Annotated in this window: 21 protein-coding genes; 17 read left to right on the top strand and 4 right to left on the bottom strand. The window is 64.1% G+C overall.

Annotated elements, in window-relative coordinates; genetic code table 11:
• Nucleotides 1-401: 401 nt before the first annotated feature.
• From D5125_11015 to D5125_10965, 10 genes are all read left to right on the top strand, one after another.
• On the top strand, nt 402-731 hold the full coding sequence (locus D5125_11015) for a hypothetical protein (GenBank protein ID QFY89973.1): 330 nt from the start codon (nt 402-404) through the stop codon (nt 729-731).
• On the top strand, nt 724-1872 hold the full coding sequence (locus tag D5125_11010) for an FtsX-like permease family protein (GenBank protein ID QFY89972.1): 1149 nt from the start codon (nt 724-726) through the stop codon (nt 1870-1872). The genes D5125_11015 and D5125_11010 overlap by 8 nt, the downstream gene beginning before the upstream one ends.
• A 23-nt stretch (nt 1873-1895) precedes the next feature.
• Nucleotides 1896-2375 (top strand): TlpA family protein disulfide reductase, encoded by a 480-nt coding sequence (locus D5125_11005; protein ID QFY89971.1) that lies wholly within the window; start codon nt 1896-1898, stop codon nt 2373-2375.
• Entirely contained in the window at nt 2372-2578 is a 207-nt protein-coding gene (locus D5125_17085) for a heavy metal translocating P-type ATPase metal-binding domain-containing protein (protein QPB72246.1), read from the top strand. Before D5125_11005 ends, D5125_17085 begins: the two co-directional genes overlap by 4 nt.
• A 539-nt stretch (nt 2579-3117) precedes the next feature.
• The gene (locus D5125_10995) at nt 3118-3336 is read left to right on the top strand and encodes a hypothetical protein (GenBank protein QFY89970.1); all 219 of its coding nucleotides are present in this window, start codon (nt 3118-3120) and stop codon (nt 3334-3336) included.
• A 12-nt stretch (nt 3337-3348) separates the two neighbouring features.
• Nucleotides 3349-3972 carry a hypothetical protein gene (locus tag D5125_10990; protein ID QFY89969.1) on the top strand — a complete coding sequence of 208 codons (624 nt, stop codon included), beginning with the start codon at nt 3349-3351 and terminating at the stop codon, nt 3970-3972.
• A gap of 472 nt (nt 3973-4444) precedes the next feature.
• Nucleotides 4445-6904: a copper-translocating P-type ATPase gene (locus D5125_10980; protein ID QFY89967.1), complete on the top strand. Its 2460-nt coding sequence runs from the start codon at nt 4445-4447 to the stop codon at nt 6902-6904.
• A 314-nt stretch (nt 6905-7218) separates the two neighbouring features.
• A complete protein-coding gene (locus D5125_10975; GenBank protein ID QFY89966.1) occupies nt 7219-7908 on the top strand; it encodes a sulfite exporter TauE/SafE family protein in 690 nt (229 codons plus the stop codon).
• A 74-nt stretch (nt 7909-7982) separates the two neighbouring features.
• Entirely contained in the window at nt 7983-8231 is a 249-nt protein-coding gene (locus D5125_10970; GenBank protein QFY89965.2) for a hypothetical protein, read from the top strand.
• A gap of 185 nt (nt 8232-8416) precedes the next feature.
• Nucleotides 8417-8614 (top strand): hypothetical protein, encoded by a 198-nt coding sequence (locus tag D5125_10965; GenBank protein ID QFY89964.1) that lies wholly within the window; start codon nt 8417-8419, stop codon nt 8612-8614.
• 14 nt (nt 8615-8628) lie between these two features.
• On the opposite strand, the gene D5125_10960 is transcribed toward D5125_10965, so the two are convergent.
• Nucleotides 8629-9597 carry a L,D-transpeptidase family protein gene (locus D5125_10960; protein QFY89963.2) on the bottom strand — a complete coding sequence of 323 codons (969 nt, stop codon included), beginning with the start codon at nt 9595-9597 and terminating at the stop codon, nt 8629-8631.
• Between the two features lie 66 nt (nt 9598-9663).
• Here D5125_10960 and D5125_10955 point away from each other — a divergent pair, with 66 nt between their 5' ends.
• The 3 genes from D5125_10955 to trxC all read left to right on the top strand — a co-directional run bounded on the left by D5125_10955 (nt 9664) and on the right by trxC (nt 14672).
• A complete protein-coding gene (locus D5125_10955; GenBank protein ID QFY89962.1) occupies nt 9664-10656 on the top strand; it encodes a ferrochelatase in 993 nt (330 codons plus the stop codon).
• Nucleotides 10657-10670: 14 nt separating this feature from the next.
• Nucleotides 10671-14168 (top strand): mechanosensitive ion channel, encoded by a 3498-nt coding sequence (locus D5125_10950; GenBank protein QFY89961.2) that lies wholly within the window; start codon nt 10671-10673, stop codon nt 14166-14168.
• A gap of 75 nt (nt 14169-14243) precedes the next feature.
• The gene (trxC, locus tag D5125_10945) at nt 14244-14672 is read left to right on the top strand and encodes a thioredoxin TrxC (protein QFY89960.1); all 429 of its coding nucleotides are present in this window, start codon (nt 14244-14246) and stop codon (nt 14670-14672) included.
• A gap of 71 nt (nt 14673-14743) precedes the next feature.
• On the opposite strand, the gene D5125_10940 is transcribed toward trxC, so the two are convergent.
• From D5125_10940 to D5125_10930, 3 genes are all read right to left on the bottom strand, one after another.
• A complete protein-coding gene (locus tag D5125_10940; protein ID QFY89959.1) occupies nt 14744-15028 on the bottom strand; it encodes a hypothetical protein in 285 nt (94 codons plus the stop codon).
• Nucleotides 15028-15597 (bottom strand): cytochrome c oxidase subunit 3 family protein, encoded by a 570-nt coding sequence (locus D5125_10935; protein ID QFY91132.1) that lies wholly within the window; start codon nt 15595-15597, stop codon nt 15028-15030. Before D5125_10935 ends, D5125_10940 begins: the two co-directional genes overlap by 1 nt.
• Nucleotides 15598-15727: 130 nt before the next feature.
• A complete protein-coding gene (locus tag D5125_10930) occupies nt 15728-17242 on the bottom strand; it encodes a bacteriohemerythrin (GenBank protein ID QFY89958.1) in 1515 nt (504 codons plus the stop codon).
• Between the two features lie 407 nt (nt 17243-17649).
• On the opposite strand from D5125_10930, the gene D5125_10925 reads away from it, so the two are divergent.
• From D5125_10925 to D5125_10910, 4 genes are all read left to right on the top strand, one after another.
• The gene (locus tag D5125_10925) at nt 17650-18528 is read left to right on the top strand and encodes a MoxR family ATPase (GenBank protein ID QFY89957.2); all 879 of its coding nucleotides are present in this window, start codon (nt 17650-17652) and stop codon (nt 18526-18528) included.
• Between the two features lie 20 nt (nt 18529-18548).
• Nucleotides 18549-19487 carry a DUF58 domain-containing protein gene (locus D5125_10920; GenBank protein ID QFY91131.1) on the top strand — a complete coding sequence of 313 codons (939 nt, stop codon included), beginning with the start codon at nt 18549-18551 and terminating at the stop codon, nt 19485-19487.
• Nucleotides 19488-19905: 418 nt separating this feature from the next.
• Nucleotides 19906-20466 (top strand): DUF4381 domain-containing protein, encoded by a 561-nt coding sequence (locus D5125_10915; protein ID QFY91130.1) that lies wholly within the window; start codon nt 19906-19908, stop codon nt 20464-20466.
• A complete protein-coding gene (locus D5125_10910) occupies nt 20463-21497 on the top strand; it encodes a VWA domain-containing protein (GenBank protein QFY89956.1) in 1035 nt (344 codons plus the stop codon). Before D5125_10915 ends, D5125_10910 begins: the two co-directional genes overlap by 4 nt.
• Nucleotides 21498-21524: the final 27 nt, after the last annotated feature.

The raw sequence follows: 21524 nt of genomic DNA, 5'->3' as shown, positions 1-21524 counted from the left end.
GCATGACCTACCTCCCTGTAGGCCCGATGCAGGAGGTAGAACGAAGCAGGATGCCAGAGTCGAGAAGCGCAAAGGACGCAGAGAAGAATGAATAGGTTTCATGTTTTGATGTTTTGGGAGGCCGACTATGCCGTGCGGCATAGGGCGGGCCGCGCCCGCCGCCAAGCCACAGTAATGAAGCCTGCCCTAGTGGTTGCGCGGCGGCCAGGGGCCGCCCTATTCGACTGGCTGGGATTTGTGGCTAATCGGGATTGGTTTTATCTTCTGGTGTGGCCGTCTTGCCCCATGATCGCTAGTTAGTTTGTGCAAGAAGTCAGCATTCACTCCTCTGCGTGCTCTGCGCTTCTTGGCGTTCTCTGCGTCCTTTTTTGTTTCGTCTTCGCTTGGCTATATCCCGACCCATGTCCCTGACCAACCACCATGATTCCCGCCGCCGCAGTCGGCGCCTGCTGGGCCTGCTGGGCCTGCTGGCGCTGCTGTTTGCGCTCAGTCAGGCCCATGCCTGGCTGGGGCGCGGGCAGGCGGGTGCGGCCATTACTGAGCGCCAGCGACTGGTGGTGCAGCTTGGCCTGACCGATCTGTGCCTGTTTACCGAGGCGCGCTATACCCGCCACCCCTCCCAGGCCGACCTGCACAGCCCATTGCAGGATCACCCCCTGGCGCTGGAGCATTTCCCCTCCGGCTCCCTCATGCCAGCCCCCCATTCCTTGCAGGCGGCGGGCCATGAATAGCTGGCTGCGGCAGCAGCATTTCCTGTTGGATCACGCCCTGGCCAGCCTGGCGCGGCGCAAGGCCTTGCATCTAGGCCTGTTGCTGGTGCTTAGCCTGCTGGTGTTCAGCCTGGCCTCGGTGATGCTGTTCGGCCACGCCCTGCGGGTGGAGGCCCATACCCTGCTCAGCAAGGCGCCGGAGCTGGTGCTACAGCGGCAGCTGCTGGGCCGTCACGAGCTGATACCCGCAGCCCATGTCGCCACCCTGCGGGGCCTGTTGGGCGATGACGTGCGGCTTGTGCCCCGGCTGTGGGGCTACCACTATGACCCTCTGACCTCGTCCAACTACAGCCTGTTGGCGCCTAATGCCGCCAGCGGTCAGGCCGAGCTGACCCCCGGCGAGACCCGCATCGGCCCCGGTGTGGCGCAGGCGCGGGGTGCCTCGGTGGGCGATCTGCTGTCCTTCCGCACCCACGACGGCCAGCTGTTTCCCCTCAAGGTGGTGGAGATACTACCGGCGGATAGCGCCATCCTCAGCGCCGATCTGATACTGCTCAACGAGGCGGATTTTCGCCACTTCTTCGGCATCAGCGAGGGCTGGTTTACCGATGTGCAGCTCAGCGGATTGAGGGCGGAGCAGCGGCCCCAGGTCGAGTCGGCCATCCGCCAGGCCCTGCCGGATCTGCGCCTTATTGATCAGCAGCAGATGCTCAAGACATACTCTGCCCTGTTCGATTGGCGTGGCGGTTTGGTGCTGGTGCTCTGGGTCGGGGCCGGGCTGGCCCTGCTGATCTTCGTGGTACAGAAGGCCTCCGGCCTGTCGGCCCAGGAGCGCAACGAGGTGGGCATACTGCGTGCCCTGGGCTGGCGCACCCAGGATGTGCTGCTGCTCAAGTGCTGGGAGGGGCTGCTGATATCCCTGGCCGCCTTTCTTATCGGCTATGTGCTGGCCTATTGGCATGTGTTCGGCACCGGCGCCGCGCTGTTGCAGCCGGTGCTCAAGGGCTGGTCGGTCTTGCATGCCGATTACCGCCTGGTACCCTTTATCGATGCTGGCCAGCTGCTGCTCTTATCACTCGCCACCCTGCTGCCCTATACCCTGGCCGGCATTGGCCCCATCTGGCGCGCCGCCCGCGCCGAACCCGATCAGGTGATGCGTTGATACGACATATTTCTCACTTAGCTTTGCCGCTCCTACTTGGTTTTGCCCTCGGCCTGAGCGGCTGCGACAGCGACCGGCCCAAGCTGGAGCCCGGCCAGCCCGCCCCGGCCTTCAGCGCCGAGGTGCTGGATGGCCGCCAGCTGCAGGTGCCTCAGAATCTGGCCGGTCAGGTGCTGGCGATTCGCTTCTGGGCCGACTGGTGCGCCTTTTGCGAGACCGAGATGCAGGACATCGAGAAGGTCTATCAGGAACTCAAGCCCAAGGGGCTAGAGGTATTGGCGGTAAACGTGGGCCAGGACCGGGAGACGGCACGGCGTTTTGTCGAGCGGCTGGGTATCAGCTACCCGACCCTACTCGACCCGGACTCGGCCACCGCCCGTGCCTATGGCACCATCGGTCTGCCCACCACCTTTTTTGTCGATCGCCAGGGCCGGGTACAGTCCAAGATCCTCGGTGAGTCGGATGCGGCCATGTTCCGCCAGGTTCTGGCACCCCTGCTGTGACCCAGGATGCCGACGGCCAGCTGGCCTGCGATCTGTGCGGCCTGGTGGTGGAGAAAGATCGCTACATCATCCATACTCGCCAGACCCGTCTGCACTTCTGCTGCGATGGCTGCCAGGGCATCTACCGCATGTTGCACCAGCCCGAGGAAGTGCCGCCTGAGGAGGTTGAGCTGGGCGCAGAGAAAAATGGGACAGCCCCGTAGCCCGGATGGAGTGAAGCGGTCCCTATCGGCATCCTGCCTCACGGGACACTCGCACATCCTTGTGCAGCGGAATCCGGGGTTGCCCCTAGGCATGGCGACCCCTATCCCGTTACACCTCCGAGCCAGCGCTCGGAGCTCCCAGGACGAGGGGTGAACCCCAATGTTGTTTCACACTAACCCATGCGATGCAGAGGTTGTAAACGACTGCATGGCCACCGATGATCCAGTCATCGGTTTGGCATGACCTACCTCCCTGTAGGCCCGATGCAGGAGGTAGAACGAAGCAGGATGCCAGAGTCGAGAAGCGCAAAGAACGCAGAGAAAAATGGGGCAGTAGCCCCTCGGGGTTCTCAGGCGACTTTTCCATCCGTGGGAGGGCAGCTTGCTGCGCGACCAGCAAGGCACTGCCAAGTCGCCCGGCAGAGCCGGCCTCCCACTCCTGGCTGCGCTCTCTGCGTCCTGACTGACTGTTATTTAAGCCAAAAATCATTCATTTTCCAGGGAGGCCGTTTCGCCCCCTGATTGTTAGGAGAAATTCTATGACCACCAACAGCCTACTGCGCAGCCCCTGGCTCTGGTTCACCCTGGGTGCCGCCGCCGGTTACTACGCCTACAAGCACCGCAAGGACATTGTCGCCCTGACCTCGCGGGCGACGGACATGGGCCGCGACTACATGCAGCAGGGCAAGGAAAGCCTGGAAGACCTGCTGGAGGAGGCGCGGGAGGCCGAGGAGGCTGGACCTGGCGGCGCGGCCTAAGGGATAGCCGCCATGAGCAAGGCCCCGCTGCTGTCCGAGGTGCGCCTGCGCTACCAGGGCCCTGGCCATCTGCGCTTTCAGCTGCCTGCCGTGCTCTGCACTGAGCCTTTGGCCCAGTATCTGGAGCAGGGCCTGCAGCCGCTGGAGGGGGTGCGCCGGGTACAGGTGTGGCGCAATCAGGGCAAGTTGTCGATCTTTTATCTGGATACCCTGTGCGATCGGCATCAAATCGTGCGCAAGCTGGCCCAGTTGCTGGACCTGTTGCTGGAGCACGGCCTGCTTACCGCCGAGGGCGGGCTGCCCCCGCCCGGTCTGGGTCGGCGGATCAGGGACAGGGTGCGGCGCTGGGCATCGCTGGATGGGTTCAAATCGCGCTTCCAGGATTGGCAAAACCAGACCCGCACCGCCAAGGCCCTGCTCAACGCCCAGTGGCGCATGAACCCGGCCCTGCGCCTGCTGGGGGATAACCCGGAGAAGGCCCTGGTGGGCTTTATCAACGACTCGGTCACCTTCTATCTGATCAAGGTGCATTGGGATTTGATCCTGGGCAAGTGGCTGAAATCGCCGCTGAAACACCGCTACGAATGGCTGACGGTGTTTTACTTCGTCTATCTGCTGGTGCGCTCGCGTAAATAGCTTACTTAACCCTAAGGATCATGGGGCAAGCAGCGATACCCCGGAACATGATTCATCTCCTAATCGATGGGACGCAGAGGACGCAAAGGAGCGCAAAGGACGCAGAGAAGAATGAGGAAGAAGTAGCCCAGATGCAGCGAAGCGATGTCCTGAGTGGTGCCCTGAGCGGCGTCCTGAGCCTGTCGAAGGGCGGAATCCGAGCATCAGATCGGAATTTCCGGGGCTCGGAGTCCTCAGATTGACAGGCGGCAATGTTGTTTCACAGTAAAGCAGAAACCACAACGCCGGATCGCAAAGAACGCAAAGAGTTGCTGTGAAACAACGTTGGGATTTGCCACTCATCCTGGGAGCTCCGAGCGCTGGCTCGGAGGTGCAAAGGGGTGGCCCCCGCTGGGAAGGCAGCTGTACCGGGCGGCCTGTGCCCTCAGTGGCCCTGTAGCCAACTATATTTATCCAGAAAACACTCACTGCAATGGACTACCAGCCACAACACTTCATCCTTGCCCATCGCCTCAGGCACCGCCTGCGCGTGCTGATTCCGGGTCTGCGCCGTAATGCCGAGCGCATGGCCCTGCTGGAGATCCTGTTACGCAAGCATCAGGCGCTGAAGCAGGTGCGTGCTGTGGCGGGCATTGGCTCCCTGGCGCTGCATTACGACCCCCGGCAGATGGCTGAGGCCCGGCTGCTGCCGCTGCTGGATGCCATCATCGGCCATCTGCTCACCCGGCCTGAGGCCACTGCTTCACCCCAGGCCGAGCCCGCGCCCGACACCGGCGAATCGGTGCGCTGCTCCCTGGCGGTGGAGGGCATGACCTGCGCCTCCTGCGCCGCCCTGATTGAGATGCGCCTCAACCGCGACCCGCGCGTGCGTCAGGCGCGGGTCAACTTTGCCGCCGGCACCGCCCAGGTGGAGGGCGTCATCCCGCGCGAGCAGCTGTTCCGGCTGGTGGACGATCTGGGCTATCAGGCACGACCCATGGACAGCCTGGCCCAGCGCCGCCTGCTGGTGGAGAAGGAGCGCGAGCGCCTGGAGGATGCCCGCCGCCGTATGCTGGGCGCCGGTTTACTGTGCCTGCCGCTGATGGCCATAGGCATGGCCATGCCGCGCTCCTTCTGGCTCAAATCGGTGGAATTCCTGCTCACCACGCCGCTGGTGTTCTGGGCCGGTCGTCCCTTCTTCAGCAAGGCCTGGGCGCTGGCCAAGCAGCGCGAGGCCAACATGGACAGCCTGATCGCCCTGGGCGCCGGCGCGGCCTATGGCTACAGCGTGCCGGCCTGGCTGCTGGGTCAGCATCACCTGTATTTCGAGGCCGCCGGCGGCATCATCAGCTTCGTCCTGCTCGGGCGCTATCTGGAGGAGCGCGCCAAGGGCAAGGCCAGCGAGGCCATCCGCCGCCTCATCGACCTGCAACCCCAGACCGCCACCCTGCTGCGCGATGGCGCGGAGATTGTGGTGCCGGTGGAGCAGCTGCGCCTGGGCGATCTGGTGCTGGTGCGCCCCGGCGAGCGCATCCCCAGCGATGCCGAGGTGGTCAGCGGCCTCTCCAGCGTCGATGAGTCTCTGGTCACCGGCGAGAGCATCCCACTGGTGAAGAACCCCGGCGACCCCCTGCTCGGCGGCTGCATCAACGGCAGCGGTGTCCTGCAGGCGCGCATCACCGCCGTGGCCGGGGATACGGTGCTGGCCGGCATCATCCGCCTGGTGGATCAGGCCCAGGGTGCCAAGCTGCCGGTGCAGAAGCTGGCGGATCGCATCTCGGCGCGCTTCGTGCCGGCAGTGATGGGCCTGTCCGGCCTGACCGCCGTCGGCTGGTGGCTGGCGGGCGCGAGCCTCACCACTGCCGCCGCCAACGCCATCGCCGTGCTGCTCATCGCCTGCCCCTGCGCCCTGGGTCTAGCCACCCCCACCGCCATCATGGTCGGCACCGGACGCGCCGCCCAGCGCGGCATCTTCATCCGGGGTGGCGAGACCCTGGAGCTGGCCGCCCATCTCGACCTGATGGTGATGGACAAGACCGGCACACTGACCCAGGGCCGACCGCAGCTGAGCGACTGGCTGAACTGCTCCCGCCGGAGCGATGCCGAGCTGCTGGCCCTGGCCGCCGGGGCCGAGCAGGGCTCAGAGCACTATCTGGCGCGTGCCCTGCTGGAATATGCCCGTGCCCAGGGGGTGCAGCCGCTGGTGGCAGAGGCCTTCCAGGCCGTGCCGGGGCGCGGCATCAGCGCCCAGGTGGCCGGTCATCGGCTATTGATCGGCAACGCCGCCTGGCTGCAGGCCGAGGGCGTGGCCTGTGGCGAACTCAAGACCCAGGCCGATGCCTGGGCCGCCGAGGCGCGCACCCCGGTGTATCTGGCCCTGGATGGGCAGCTGGCGGCGCTGTTTGCCATTGCCGATCGTCCGCGCACCGAGGCCGCCGAGGCGGTGGCGGCGCTCAAGGCCCTGGGCCTGCGTGTGGTCATGCTCAGCGGCGATAACCGCCTGAGTGCCGAGCGCATGGCCGCCGAGCTGGGCATAGACGAGGTGGTGGCCGAGGCCACACCGGCGGACAAGCTGGCCTATATCCAGGCGGCGCGTGACCAGGGGCTGAAGGTGGGCATGCTGGGGGATGGCGTCAACGATGCCCCGGCCCTGGCCCTGGCCGATGTCGGCCTGGCCATTGGCAGCGGCACCGATGTGGCCATAGAGGCCGCCGACGTCACCCTGGTGGGCGGTGACCTGCTGCGGGTGGCCGAGGCGGTGCAGCTGAGTCGGCGCACCCTGAGGATCATCCACCAAAATCTGTTCTGGGCCCTGGCCTATAACAGCATCGCCATCCCGGTGGCCGCCTCCGGCCGCCTCACGCCGATGATCGCCTCCGCCGCCATGGCCATGAGCTCGGTGTCGGTGGTGACCAATTCGCTGCGCCTGCAGCGGCCGGTTAATCCTGATTAAGCCTCTTACGGAGAAGCCAGCACCCAGAGCGGGAACGCAAAGAATGCGCAAAGGACGCAAAGGGTGAGTGTTTTATGTTCCACGGCGGTCTTGCCCAGCGGCAATCCCGGATTCCGCCCTTCGACAGGCCCTTCGGCAGGCTCAGGACAGCGCTCAGGACGGCGCTTTGCTGCATCCGGGCTACGGGCTGGTGTGGGAGGCCGACTTTGCCATGCGGCGGACCGCGCCCGCCGCCAAGCTACGGCAATGAAGCCTGCCACTAGTGGCTGCACGGCGGCCACGGGCCGCCCTATTCGATTGACTGAGGTTAAAACATGGCATTGGAATACGACTACGGCATGGCCTTCATGGCTGGCATCCTCGGCAGCGGCCATTGCATCGGCATGTGCGGCGGGCTGGTGTCGGCCTTTTTCATCCGCTTCGGCGAGAAGAGCGGCGGCGCCATCTCCTATGCCGCCTACCACGGTGGGCGCATCGGCGTTTATACCCTGATCGGCGTGGCCGCCGGCCTGATCGGCCTGGCGCTGACCTCCACCGGCCTGATCGGCAAGACCCAGGGTATTTTGCAGATCATCGCCGGGCTTATCGTCATCCTGCTCGGGCTGGACATCCTCGGCATAGGGCCCTTCCGCATGAGCTACAACTGGCTGCCGCTGGCGCGGCTGCGCAGCGCCTTTCTCTCCGCCGCCGACAAGGGGCCGGTGACCGGTGCCTTGATTGGCGGGGTGGTCAATGGCTTCATGCCCTGCTCCCTGACCCTGGCGGTGGCGGTCAAGGCCACCAGCGCCGGTGGCCCGCTGGAGGGCGGTCTGTTGATGCTCGCCTTCGGCCTGGGCACACTGCCCTCGATGATCTTTGTCAGCGCCCTGTTCGGCAAGCTCGGCGCCAAGCTGCGCGGCCGCCTGCTTAAAATCGCTGCCGTGTTTATTATCGCCCTAGGCGTCAGCACCCTGCTGCAGGGCCTGGCCTTCTTCAACGCCATCAAGGGTCTGGCTAATTGGTAGCGGCCAGCCCTGGGAGCGCCGAGCGCTGGCTCGGAATGGCATTCAACCCTAGATCAACACGAGGAAATCAGGCAGTGGGACAGAGAAAAGATCAGCTTAAAGCCAGCCGCACCGCCGCTAAGGTGGGCATGGCCAGCTCCCTGGCGGTACTGGTCTATACCGGCTTCAAGGGCGGGCGCAAGGCGATGAACCTGCACACCTGGGCCGGCATGGGCCTGCTCGGCTTCACCCTCTGGCACGTCTATCTCTATCAGCCGAGAAAACGCGCCGCCATCGCCCGCCACGCCAAGGCCAGGGCAGATATCAGCCGGGTAAAGGCCTAACGGACATGGAGCGACCCCACACCTATCTGATCCAGGCGTGGGGCACCCCGGAACATGAAACATATCGCATCCCACCCGTCCGCTATGGCTAAGGGGGATACCGAGCCTGTCCTTTTTGACCTTTTTATTTGCGCATCAATGACGCATAATACCTAGCTGTCGTATCAACTTTACCGGAGAAACCCATGAAGATTTTCAAGCTCGCGCTTGTTGCAGCCATAGCCGTATCTGTTCTGCCCGCGTGCAGCGCCACCAATGCCGAGGGCGGGGTTACCCGTGCCGAATTGGAAGAGGTTCGCAGCATTGCCAAGAAGGCCCGTGCCTGTTGCGAGAGCAACACCGCGCGTATCGATCGCATGTTCGAAAAGGCCATGGCCAAGTAGGTCGAGCCCAAGGCTTAGAACAGCCCTGTCTCGGTTTGGGGTCCAACCCCAACTCCAACCCCAACTCCAACCGAGCTCAAGGAACCCACGGGTAGCGGAATGCCCCGTGGGTTTTTTATTGCCTGATCCAGCCGATCCCAGTCCAGTTCAAAATCAAATTCACCGCCGGTGGCCTCCAGCAGCAGGCCGGTCAGTTGCTCCCGGTCCTGGTGCATGTGGATAGAGCTGTTGGCCGGTTGCTGTGCCTCCAGGTAGATGAGCCCCTGGCGGATACCGAACTTGAAGGGCACATCGATCAGCTTGACCGGCGTATTGGCAGGCACCAGTTCAAACAGCTCGCGGATGTTGTCCGGCTCCATGCGGATGCAGCCGTGACTGACGCGCATGCCAATGCCGGCAGGCTTGTTGGTGCCGTGGATCAGATAACCGGGGATGCCCAGATACATGGCCCTGTCCCCCAAGGGGTTGTCCGGCCCGGCAGGAACCACATCGGGCAGGATATCGCCCTTGGCGGCGTGTTCCTCGCGGATCGACTCCGGCGGCGTCCAGGTCGGGTCCTTGCGCTTGCGCACGATTCGGGTCTGGCCCAGGGGTGTCTCCCAATTTTGTCGGCCTATGCTGATGGGGTAGGTGTGCAGCTTGGGCCGCTCATTGGCGGCGGGCCTGGGATAGTAATAGATACGCTTCTCCGCCAGGTTGATCACCATGCCCTGGCGCGGCTCGGCCGGCAATACGAACTCGGCGGGGATGAATACCCGCGTGCGCTCACCGGGCAGCCAGGGATCGACCTCGGGGTTGGCCGCCTTGATCTCGTCATAGCCGATGCCGTGGCGGGCGGCGATGTCCACCAGGGTATCCTCGTGCCGGGCGATGACAAAAAAGCCCTCGCCCACCAGGTGCTGGCCCTCGGGCGGTAGCTCATAGACCGCTGCCAGGAGCGTGGGGCTGAAGAGCAGCAGAAACAGCAGAGTCAGAACGGACATGGATCGATTCCCCAGGCGCCAGGTTGCGCTAGAATGGCCAACCCTGATCATAGGTTCAGAACCCCGATGGCTCAAGCACAGAACAAAACCGGTATCCTCCTGACCAATCTGGGCACCCCGGATGCCCCCGAGGCCCCGGCGCTCAAGCGCTACCTCAAGGAATTTCTCAGCGACCGCCGGGTGGTGGAGCTGCATCCCCTGGCCTGGCAGCCGATCCTGCGCGGCATCATTCTCAATGTACGGCCGAAGAAATCCGCCGCCGCCTACCGTCAGGTCTGGAGCGAAGAGGGCTCGCCGCTGCTGGCCATAGCCCTGCGCCAGACCGCCGCGCTGTGCCAATTTCTGCACCAGCAGGGCCTGGGCGAGGTCCCGGTGGAGCTGGCCATGCGCTACGGCAATCCCTCGATGGAGTCGGTACTCGACCGGCTGATGGCGCAGGGCCTGGAGCGCATCATCCTGCTGCCGCTGTATCCGCAGTATTCCGCCAGCACCAGCGCCTCGACCTTCGATCAGCTGGCGCGGGTGCTGATGGCCCGGCGCAACATCCCCGCCATCGACTTCATCCGCTCCTACCCGGACGAGCCGGCCTACATCCAGGCCCTGGCCAACTCGGTGCGCGAGTATCAGCAGGAGCACGGCGAACCGGATCGGCTGCTCATATCCTTCCACGGTATCCCCCGCGACTATGCCGACAAGGGCGACCCCTACCCGCAGGACTGCGCCACCACCGCCCGGCTGCTGGCGGAAGAGCTGGGGCTGAGGGACGAGCAATGGCTGCAGAGCTTCCAATCCCGCTTCGGTCTGCAGGAATGGCTCAAGCCCTACACCGATGAAACCCTGAAAAAATGGGGCAAGGAGGGGCTGGATCACGTCCAGGTCATCTGCCCCGGCTTCTCCGCCGACTGTCTGGAAACCCTGGAAGAGATCGACGAAGAGAACAGGGAATACTTCCTCCACGCCGGCGGCAAGCGCTTCGGCTACATTCCAGCGCTGAACGACCGCGCCGACCACATCGCGGCCCTGGGCGGGATACTTTTGCGCCATCTGGGCGTGGTTTGACGGGAGTGATTGCCGTGAAAGTCGCAAAGCGCTCGTTTGCCCTCAATCCCTTCGGGAGAGGGTTGCAAAGAGGAAAGGATCAGGGGCAAGCGGGCTTTACGCTCGGCCCCATCGGCGGCCTGCTTTGCGGCCTGCTCTGGTGCGGACTGATAACGCCCTTGCTGGCAGAGGAGTCGGCCCAGGCCCAGGTCCAACCTCAGCCCCAGGTCCAGGCGTTGGAACCGGTGCCGGTAACCGTCAGCGGCGAGGTCACCGAGGCGGCCTTGCAGGCCAGGATAAAAGAGACCGAGGCCAGCAGCACCCTGGATGCGGCCGTCAAGCAGGAGCGGCTGAGCCTGTTGCAACAGGCCCTGCTGGATCTCAAGGCGGAGCAGAAATTCGCCGCCAGATATGCCGATTATGTCGCGGCCCAAGAGCAGGCACCCTATCAGATCGAGGTCCTCAAGCAGGCCCTGTCGCTGGAGTCGCCCGTGCAGACGGCACAGGACCTTGGGGTGTCTGCGACAACCGAGCTGGCCGAGTTGGAGAAACGCCTGGCCGAGCAGCAGAGCAGGCGGCTGAAGCTGGAATCCACCCTGGCGGATATAGAGAGCGAACTGCATAAGCAGGTAGGGCGGACGGCAAGCGCCCGCCAGCGGCTGGAGGAGGCGCGCCAGCAGTTGCGGCAATTGGTGGATGAGTCGTTGGAGGAGGTGGAGGGTGAATCCGCCAGCCTGGTGCAGGCCCGGACGCAGGCCAAGGAATTGCGCCAACGGGCCCTGCGCGCCGAGATCAAGGCCCTGGATCAGGAACTGCTCAGCCAGCCGGTACGGTTGGATTTGTTGCGTGCCCAGCGGGATATGAATGCCCGCGCCCTGAACTACGCCGATAAGCTGGTGGAGCAGCTGCGCGGCCTCACCGACCAGCAGCGCCTGGCCGAGGCCCAACGCGCCACGGCCAAGGCGCAGGAGGTGCAGGAATCGGCCCAGGGCAAGCACCCCCTGTTGGGCGAGCTGGCCGAGCAAAATACCCAGCTGGCATCACGCATCAAGGACCGGGTGAGCGAGATGGAACGCAGCAACGGCCTGATCGAAGAGGCCCGTTCCCTGATGAAACGCTATCAGGACGATCTGCAAAGCATCCAGCAGAAGCTGGAATATGCCGGGCTTAGCGGTGCCCTGGGGCGTGCCCTGTTTGAAAAAAGGCGCAGCCTGCCCGATCTGGGGCAGCTACGCCAGCGCCTGCGCCAGCGTGAAGAGGTCATGGCCGAGATCGGCCTGCAGCAGATCTCCTTTACCGACGAGCGCCGCCACCTGGCCGACCTGGGGCAGGCCCTGACCGAAATGCTGTCCCCGCTGGCCCCGGCCGAGCGCCTGTTGGTGGAGACCGAGGCGCAGGAGCTACTGGCCAGTCAACGGGAGTTGATCGATCGCGCCATTGCCCAGTCCAGCGCCTATATGCAGGTACTGGTGGAGCTGGATTTTGCGGAACGGCGTCTGCTCCAGGTGCTGGAGGAATTCGATGAACTGCTGGCGGAAAACCTGCTGTGGATCCCCAGCTCCGAAGGGCTAGGGGTCAAGACCCTGAGCCAATTACCCGACCATTTGGCCGACCTGTTCGCCGCCGAGCAATGGCAGGCCCTGGCTAGGGCCAGCGTCGCCGGCCATGCCTATAGCCTGCCGCTTTTGTTTGGTGTGTTGGTCGTAGCCGTGCTGCTTGGCCTGGCACCGCGGCTGAAGCAACAGGTGCTGGCCAGCGGCCAGCATATCGGCAACCCGTTCAAGGACCACATCGGCCTGAGCCTGCGCGCCCTGCTCTGGCTGCTGTTGCGCGCCTTGCCCTGGCCGTTGCTGATGCTGCTTATGGGCCTGCAGCTGCGCCTGACGCAGGAGCAGGGTTTGGTGGCACTCAGCGGCGCTGCCCTGCTGACCCTGTCGCCCATGTTCTTGCAGCTGCGCCTGTTCTGGCTGTTGTGCGAGCCCGATGGCGTGGCCCAGAAGCACTTTCGCTGGAATCCGATCCACGCCCGCCTGCTGCGCAAGGAGTTGATGCTGCTCATGCTGACCATGCTGCCGGCGGGCTTTTTCACCTGGATCAGCGGAGACGTACAGGGCGGGGTGCTCAACCACCTGTTCCTGATCCTTGGGCTGCTGGCCATAGGTCGTTTCCTGGCCCGCATACTGCACCCCGGCAAGGGGCTGCCGGCGCTGCGGGTCGGCATGAACCGTCAGGGCCTGCTGGCGCGCAGCCGTCACCTCTGGTACCCCGCCCTGCTGGCCATACCCCTGGCCATGGTGGCATTGATTCTGCTGGGCTATTTCTACACAGCGGGGGTGTTCGTGCGTGGCCTGGTGAACAGCCTGCTGTTGCTGTTTGCCCTGGTGATCCTGCGTGAGCTGGTACTGCGCTGGCTGCTGCTGCGTCTGCTGCAGGCGCGTCGCGCCGTGCGCGAGCGGGAACGGGAAGAGGCCCGCGCGCGCATGGAGGAAGAGTCCAGCGAGGAGGCCGAGGTACTGCCCAGGGTAGAGGAGCCGGAGATGGATCTGGACGCCGTGGATACCAGCAGCCGCAAGCTGCTCGGCACGGCGTTTCAGCTGGGCCTGATAGTGGGGCTCTGGTTCATCTGGGCCCCGTTGCTGCCCGCCTTCAATATCTTCAATGAGGTTGAGCTTTGGCGCTATACCGTGAGTTCGGGACAGGAGGCGCGTGAGGTGCCGGTGACCCTGGCCAGCCTGCTGCTGGCTGGTCTTACTGTTCTGGTTACCCTGGCCTCGGCGCGTAACCTGCCCAATGTGCTGGAGATCATCCTGCTCAAGCAGATGGCCCTGGACGCCGGTGCGCGCTACACCTACACCACCCTGACCCGTTATCTGGTGGTGGGCGTGGGGGTGACCGTATTCTTCTCCCTGCTTGGCGGCAGCTGGTCCGAGATCCAATGGCTGGTAGCGGCCCTGGGGGTAGGTATTGGCTTTGGTTTGCAGGAGATAGTGGCCAACTTCGTCAGTGGCATTATTATCTTGTTCGAACGCCCGATCCGGGTCGGCGACGTGGTTACCGTGGGTGAGGTGTCCGGCGTGGTCTCCAAGATACGCATCCGCGCCACCACCATCACCAACTGGGACCGTCAGGAACTGCTGGTGCCGAACAAGGAATTCATCACCAATCAGTTGCTCAACTGGTCCCTGAGCGATCAGGTCACCCGCATTACCGTCCCCGTCGGGGTGGATTACGGCTCCGACGTGGGCCTGGCCCTGCGCCTGATCGAAGAGGCGGCGCATGAGCACGACAATGTATTGGCCGACCCGGCACCCCTGGTGACCTTTGAAAACTTCGGCGACAACACCCTCAACCTGCTGGCGCGCTGCTACCTGCCCAGTGTGGATCGGCTGCTGACCACCGTCAGTGAGCTGCACCAATCCATTTATGTGAAATTCAATCAGGCCGGCATCAGCATCGCCTTCCCGCAGCGGGATGTACACCTGGACACGCGCAGTCCGCTGGAGGTGCACATAGTGTCAGACAAGGCCGATTGAGGCCGCTAGGCACCCGTTGCCGGGGTTGTTGCATAATAAGCGGCAGATTCAATCTCTCAAAGAGGTAATCCCGTCATGTCCAAACACATCCTTTGTCCCCACTGTCTGGCGGTCAACCGTCTGGCGGCTGAACGCTTGTCCGATGCGCCTATCTGCGGCAAATGCAAACAGCCGCTGTTTACGCATCGGCCAATCGAGGTCAACGGCGACACATTCCAACGCATGATCACGCGCAACGAGATTCCCGTGCTGGTGGACTTCTGGGCACCCTGGTGCGGCCCCTGCCGGATGATGGCCCCGGCCTTCGAGCAGGCCGCCACGGAACTGGAGCCCCAGCTGCGCCTGCTCAAGCTGAATACCGAGCAGGAACAGCAGGTCGCCGCTCAATACCAGATCCGCAGCATCCCCACCCTGGCGCTATTCCATCAGGGCAGAGAGTTGGCCAGACAGCCCGGTGCCATGGGCGCGGCGGACATAGTCCGTTGGGCGCGTTCTCAGGTCTGAAGCCCGGTATTTATTTTTCGTAACTACTCGCCCACTCTCACTGGGGCCTGAGCCCCCGGTTGTTGGTGGCTTCAGCCATCCAGCCGGGTCAGGCCCGCCAGCCAGTCGCCCCAGGCGTGGCTGAGCAGTATCACTAGGGCAATCAGACCGATGAACAGATACAGGGGTAGCGCCAGGCGCCAGTGGTTTTGCCCTATTTCCATGTAATTGGCGATCAGCAGGTGGCTCTTCAGGCCCACCAGCACAGCCACGGCCAGGCTCAGGCCCCAGCTGGCCTGGCCGGTCTCGGCCAAAAAGAAGCCTATCAGGGTCAACCCCAGCAGGCTTAGCCAGACCCGTTCGGCGTGACCTGGCATCAGCGTAACACGTAGAACAGGGAGAACAGCGCCAGCCAGATCAGGTCGGTGGTGTGCCAGTACAGGGCGGCGGCCTCCAGGCCGCGATGATCGGCCGCCGAGTAGGCCCCGCCGAGCAGGCGCAGCGCCACCCAGATCAGCCCCAGCAGGCCCCAGAAGACATGTACCAGGTGGTTCAGGGTAAGGTAGTAATAGACGGTGTAGAACACCCCGCCCTCGACGTTTACGCCCTGCGCCAGGTTCCAGCGAAATTCGATCAGCTTGATCAGGGGGTAGCCCAGGCCCAGCACAAAGGCCGTTACCACCCAGCGCAGGGCGGCACGGACGGCATCGCGGCGGATCGCCTGTACCGCCTTGAGCATGGCATAGCCGCTGCTTAGCAGTAGCAGGGTGATGGCCAGCCCGGCGCTGTCGGCCAGCTTGTCCGGACCCAGCTCAAAGGCCTCTGGGTTGTGCGCCTTGGCGATGAAATACACCGCCAACAGCAGCAGGTATTCCACCAGCACGCAGAAGATGCCCACCCAGATGCCGGTATTGCCGGGCACAGCGCGGACCTCGCTGGCCGTCATCGAGGCAGGGTCGATGGCCGGGGATAGGGGGGTGGATGGGATCATGGCCGGAGTCTATGCCGCCGGTCCGGTTGGCCGCTTGAGGCATATCAAGCAGCTCGACCGGGTGGGTTGGGGCAACAGACTGAAATCAGTCGAGTATACAGAAATCCGACTTGCCCTTGGCCTTGACCTGATACATGGCCTCGTCCGCCCTCTTCAGCAGGCTCAGCTTGTCTTGCCCGTGCTGGGGGTAGAGGACCACGCCGATGCTGGCGCTGATGCTGATGGATTGCCCAGCCAGCTCCATGGGCGCGGTGATCTGTTGCAGCAGGCGCTGCAACAGGGGCGGCAGCTCGGCGCTGGACTGTAGCCGGGTCAGCAGCAGGACGAATTCATCGCCGCCGACACGCGCCACCGTGTCCTCGCCGCGCACTACCTGCTTCAGGCGCAGGGCCAGTTGTTGCAGCAGTTGATCGCCTACATCATGGCCGTAGCGGTCGTTGACCGGTTTGAAGCCGTCCAGGTCGATGTAGCAGATCGCCAGCATGTGGGGATTGCGTTCGGCATGGGCCAGGGCCAGTTCCAGGCGGTCATCCAGCAGGATCCGGTTGGGCAGGCCGGTGAGGCTGTCGTGGTGGGCGATGCGCTTGAGTTCCTGCTGGTCGCTGATCAGATCGCCAACATTGGAGAAGATGGCGGCAAAATGGCTGATCTGGTCCTCTTCATTGCGGATGGCCGAGAGCGTGACCCATTGCTCGCGATTGCTGCCGTCCTTATTCCGGTACCAGATGCTGCCGCTCCAGTGGCCGCGCTGCCGGACCGTGTTCCAGCGCGCCTGGGCATCACTCTCCTGGATGCCGGGGTCGGACTCCAGATCCTGCAACGCTCGGCCGCAGACCTCATCCTCGGCAAAGCCGGTGGCGTAGCTAAACGCCGGGTTGATCTCCATGATGCGCCCTTGCGCATCGGTGATGCAGATCGCCTCCAGGGTGTGGTTGATAACATCGGCCGCCAGGCGCAGGCGGGCCTCGCTCTTCTGCCGGGCGATCATCTCGCGCATCAACTGCAGGGTGCGCGTGGTGAGGCTGTCGTACATGGTCAGTATGGTCTTCACCAGCACGCCCACCGCGCCCTTCATCTCCTCCTCGGCCTGCAACCGGGCCTGGTCCAGCGGCTCCCCGTTAATCAGCCGCTGGCACAGCTTGGCCATGCGCATGTCGCTCTCCAGGATGTGAAAGGCCAGCCATTGGGTCAGATAGGACAGGGTCTTCTCGACTATGCTATCTATGCTTTGGTTTGCTATTTCCTGGTGCAATCCCCTGATATGATTGCTGAATTCGCAGTGTTCATGGATGTGGTTACGGTTCAGTTCGGTGGCCGCCAGGTGTTCCTGCCAGATGCGCTCCTCGCTCTCGAAGTGGTAGCTGGCGTAGTTGGCCAGTTCGTCGAAGATGTGGTTCAGGGTGTCGATATCGGACTGGTAGGCCAGGTGGCTGGCGAGCAGATTGATCAACTGCACCAGGCGCTTATGCTGGTTGTCGATGACCTCAATACCAACCGCAAAGTTGTCGCTCCACGGGAAGATCTCGGCCAGGTCTTCCAGCACCTGGGGGGTGGAGACAGAGGCCCGGCTGGTGATATGGTTTATTGCAGCTTCGTACATGGCGTACCTACCTTGGTTGTTCAGGCTACGTTCTAACAACTATCATCCTCGGCTTCAAGGAGGAATGTCAGAGACTGTCGGCATTGAAGCGAATGGCTTGAGTTGACACCACATCCGCCAGACAGTACAGGCCGAAGCGGGGATAAATCCCCCCTTGCACTGAAAGGGAAAAGCCCACAAACTCGGGCATCGCCGATTCAGGCCCAGCAAGCCAGCCCCTTGCGCCCCCTCTGAGCGGGCGGCCCTGAGGGAGCGCCCAGGCCTGATTCAACAACCCGATTTCAACAGCAAAGCGGCGGTCAATACCGCAAAACCACAGAGAAACGCCCGTGAACAGCAAAGACCTCGACCCCGTCAGGGAACACATCGCCTCCCGCGTTATCGGCCAGCAGAAGCTGGTGGACAGCATGTTGGTCTGTCTGCTCAGCGACGGCCACCTGCTGGTGGAGGGCCTGCCCGGCCTGGCCAAGACCACAGCGGTGAATGCCCTGTCGGAGGCCATCGAGGGGGATTTCCACCGTATTCAGTTCACCCCTGATCTGCTGCCCTCGGACCTGGTGGGTACGGATATCTATCGCCACGACAAGGGCCAGTTCGAGTTCAGCCCCGGCCCGTTGTTCCATAGCATACTGTTGGCGGATGAGGTCAACCGCGCCCCGGCCAAGGTGCAGGCGGCCCTGCTGGAGGCCATGGCCGAGCACCAGATCACCGTCGGTCAGACCAGCTACAATCTGCCCGAGCTGTTCATGGTGCTGGCCACGCAGAACCCGATTGAGCAGGAGGGCACCTACCACCTGCCCGAGGCCCAGCTGGACCGCTTTTTGATGCAGGTGCGGGTGGAGTACCCGACCCGCGACGAGGAGCTGCGCATCCTGGAGCTGGACAACACCAAGCAGAAACAGGTGCTGCCGCCGCCGGCCCGGGTCCTGAGCCAGAAAGACCTGATGGCCATGCGCGCTGCGGTGGCCGAGCTTTACCTGGACCCCAAGCTGCTGCGCTATATCGTCGATCTGGTGCAGGCCACCCGCAACCCCGGCGTCTATCGCGCCGAGCTGGGCCGCTGGTGCCGCTTTGGCGCCTCGCCACGGGCCTCCCTGGCTCTGGCCCGCTGCGCCCGCTCCCAGGCCTGGCTGCAGGGGGCCAGTTACGTCTCCCCCGAGCACATCCAGGCGGTGGCCCCCGAGGTGCTGCGTCACCGCGTACTGCTCAGCTTCGAGGCCGAGGCCGAGGGCATCAACAGCGATGACTTCATCCAGCAGCTGCTGGAACTGGTGGCGATTCCTTGACAGGGGCCGTGACAGATGGGGTGACGAGGGGTGCGACGGGGGCCAGCCATCCGCGTCTGGACGACTTGCTGGAGCTGCGCCACCAGGCCCACAGCCTGGGCATTGCCTCCCATCACCTGGTCAACAGCGCCTTTGCCGGGGTCTATGCCTCGGTGTTTCGCGGCCAGGGGCTGAACTTCGAGGAGGTGCGCGAGTACCGTGAGGGCGACGACATCCGCAACATGGACTGGAAGGTGACTGCCCGCACCAACAAGCCCCATCTGAAGGTCTATCGGGAGGAGCGCGAGCGCAGCGTGGTGCTCTGCGTCGATCACGGACCGCACATGTTCTTCGGCACCCGCAACTGCTTCAAATCGGTCCAGGCCGCCCGTGCCGCCGCCCTGCTCGGCTGGGCCGCCAACAGCCGCCACGACCGTGTCGGCGGCCTGCTGTTTGGCGATGCCGAGGCGGGCTTGCAGCACTTTCCGCCGACCAAGGACCGCCGCGCCCTGTGGCGCCTGCTCAGCGAGCTGGCCAACCCCAGCCGCCGCGCCCAGCAGGGGGTTGACTGCCTGCAGCTGACCCTGCAGCGGGCCGAGCGCGGCACCGGCACCGGCGCCCTGATCTTCGTTATCGCCGACTTCAACCGCGCCATCGCTGGCCTGGACAAGGCCCTCGGCCAGCTCTGTCAGAAACACGCGGTGGTGGTGATCCCGGTGGATGACCCCGCCGACCGCGAGCTGCCGGCCATGGGTCATGTGCTGTTCCGCGATGCCCAGGGCGAGCTGATCGAGATCGATACCGATGATGCCGTCGGTCGCGCCGCCTACGCCAGCGGCTGGCAACAGCGGCGCGAGGCCCTGCGGCAGCTGTGCAACCGGCTCAACATGACCCTGATCCCGATCAGCACCGAAGAGGACGTACACCTGAGCCTGATGCAGGGTCTGCGCCGCCGCGCCCGGGTGAGGATGCGGCAATGAATGCAGAAATGGCGCATGAGGCGCAGATGGCACAACGAGATTCAAACCAGAGCCACGCCGAAAGATTAGGACGCAGAGGACGCGGAGAAGCGCAGAGCCCGCAAAGGTTGCAATTTTTGGCAGACTCTTTCATTTTTAACTCTGCGATCTCTGCGCTTCTTTGCGTCCTCTGTGCTCCCTTTGCGTCCTTTGCAATCCTTTGGCCTCGCCGGGTTACTGTGAAACTCGCGAAGCACTCGATTGCTCCCCCTCCCCCCGGGAGGGGGTTGGGGGGTGGGCGGCGAGTGCTCCCAACAACGCCGACACTTCCGCCATCCCTGGCGGTCGGGAAGGATCAGGGGCAAGACGACTTTCATCTTCTGGGTTGGCCGTCTTGTCCCATGTCCGTTAGGTTTACAGCATGAACCCCGACATCTACCTGCGTCAGCTGCGCGATATCCAGGGCCTGGATGCCATCGGCCATTGGCCGCTGGGGCCGGGCTGGTGGCTGCTGCTGATCTTGCTGGCGCTGGGGCTGATGCTGGCGCTGCGCCTCTGGCCGCGCCTGACGGGTGGCCAGGCTCGCGCCCCCTGGCGGGCCGATGCTGCCCGCCAACTGCGCCAGCTGCGCCAATTGCATCAGAGGCAGAGGGGCCAGGGTTCGGCCGAAGACCAGCGCCAGCTGGCGGCCGATCTGTCCGAGCTGCTGCGCCGCATCGCCATGGCCCGCTGCGGCCGAGATAGCTGCGCCGGCCTGCAGGGCCAGGCCTGGCTGGAATGGCTCAAACAGCACGACCCCAAGGGCTTTGACTGGCCGGGGCAGGGCCGGGCGCTGATCGAGCTGCCCTTCGCCCCGCCGCGCCTGATCGAGACCAATGGGTCGGGCGGGCCAGGCGGGCAGGCCGACCTGGGCCGTCTGATCCGCGCTGCCCAGGCCTGGATCAGCGCCGCCGAGCACTGCCCCCTGCAATCGGGGCATGAAGGGGGTCAGCGGCCATGAACCTGCACTTTCACTGGCCCTGGCTGGCCTGGCTCCTGCTGCTGCCCCTGCTGGTGCGCTATCTCTGGCCACGGGTGGTGGCGGACGTGGAAGAGCAGCAGCCGGGCCGTCAGCAGACCCTGCTCAACCCCTCATTGACCCATCTGCGCGCCAGCTTCGGCGGCCGCACCCCTAGCACCTCGGTGGCCAGCCGCCTGCATCAGCTGTTGCTCTGGGGGCTATGGACCTGCCTCTGCCTGGCCCTGATGCAGCCGCAGTGGCTGGAGCCCTACACCGAGAGCCGCACCGAGGGCTACGACCTGATGCTGGCGGTGGATGCCTCCCACTCCATGGAGGCGCTGGACTTCAGCGTGGATGGCCGTCAGGTCACGCGCATGGCGGTGCTCAAGGGGGTGATGGACCGCTTCATCGCCAACCGGCCGGGGGACCGCCTGGGGCTGATTATCTTTGGTAGCCAGGCCTACACCCTCTCGCCCCTGACCTACGACCTGCTCGCCGTGCGTCAGCAGCTGTCCGCCATCAACCCCAATATCGCCGGCCAGGGCACCGCCATGGGCGACGCCATCGGCCTGGGAGTGAAGAAGCTGCGCGAACGGCCCGAGGGCTCGCGGGTGATGCTGCTGATCGCCGACGGCAACAGCACCGACGGCAGCCTGCCGCCGCTGGAGGCGGCGCGTCTGGCCGCCGCCAGCGGTATCCGTATCTATGCCATCGGTGTGGGCAGTGACCAGAAATCGGTGCAGATCTTCGAGAACGGCCGCCTGATCACCCGCGATGACCTGGGCTTTGACGAAAAGCTTATGCAACAGATCGCCGCCACCACCGCCGGGGCCTACTTCCGCGCCACCGACAGCAACGCCCTGAGCGAAATCGCCCGGCGCATCAGCGAGCTGGAGAAGACCGAGGCGGAGTCACGCACCGTGCTCATCCCCCATCCCCTGTATCACTGGCCACTGGCAGCCGCCCTGTTGCTGTTGCTGCTGCTGGGCCTGTTCCCCGATGGCCGACCCCGGGTGAGGGCGAAGCGGTGATGGTCAGTGCGCAAATTAACGCGAATA

Source organism: gamma proteobacterium SS-5 (assembly GCA_009497875.2).
Lineage (GTDB): Bacteria > Pseudomonadota > Gammaproteobacteria > Chromatiales > Chromatiaceae > Magnetovirga > Magnetovirga frankeli.
Note: the sequence above shows the minus strand (reverse complement) of the source record. Positions and strands in the feature narration are given on the sequence as shown.

Coding starts and splice junctions, on each gene's coding strand:
- D5125_10955 (QFY89962.1), top strand. CDS start 9,664: ATGGCTCAAGCACAGAACAAAACCGGTATCCTCCTGACCAATCTGGGC.
- D5125_10935 (QFY91132.1), bottom strand. CDS start 15,597: ATGACGGCCAGCGAGGTCCGCGCTGTGCCCGGCAATACCGGCATCTGG.
- D5125_10960 (QFY89963.2), bottom strand. CDS start 9,597: ATGTCCGTTCTGACTCTGCTGTTTCTGCTGCTCTTCAGCCCCACGCTC.
- D5125_10975 (QFY89966.1), top strand. CDS start 7,219: ATGGCATTGGAATACGACTACGGCATGGCCTTCATGGCTGGCATCCTC.
- D5125_10965 (QFY89964.1), top strand. CDS start 8,417: ATGAAGATTTTCAAGCTCGCGCTTGTTGCAGCCATAGCCGTATCTGTT.
- D5125_10940 (QFY89959.1), bottom strand. CDS start 15,028: ATGCCAGGTCACGCCGAACGGGTCTGGCTAAGCCTGCTGGGGTTGACC.
- D5125_10995 (QFY89970.1), top strand. CDS start 3,118: ATGACCACCAACAGCCTACTGCGCAGCCCCTGGCTCTGGTTCACCCTG.
- D5125_10990 (QFY89969.1), top strand. CDS start 3,349: ATGAGCAAGGCCCCGCTGCTGTCCGAGGTGCGCCTGCGCTACCAGGGC.
- D5125_10910 (QFY89956.1), top strand. CDS start 20,463: ATGAACCTGCACTTTCACTGGCCCTGGCTGGCCTGGCTCCTGCTGCTG.
- D5125_11015 (QFY89973.1), top strand. CDS start 402: ATGTCCCTGACCAACCACCATGATTCCCGCCGCCGCAGTCGGCGCCTG.
- D5125_11010 (QFY89972.1), top strand. CDS start 724: ATGAATAGCTGGCTGCGGCAGCAGCATTTCCTGTTGGATCACGCCCTG.
- D5125_10930 (QFY89958.1), bottom strand. CDS start 17,242: ATGTACGAAGCTGCAATAAACCATATCACCAGCCGGGCCTCTGTCTCC.
- D5125_10980 (QFY89967.1), top strand. CDS start 4,445: ATGGACTACCAGCCACAACACTTCATCCTTGCCCATCGCCTCAGGCAC.
- D5125_10925 (QFY89957.2), top strand. CDS start 17,650: ATGTTGGTCTGTCTGCTCAGCGACGGCCACCTGCTGGTGGAGGGCCTG.
- trxC (QFY89960.1), top strand. CDS start 14,244: ATGTCCAAACACATCCTTTGTCCCCACTGTCTGGCGGTCAACCGTCTG.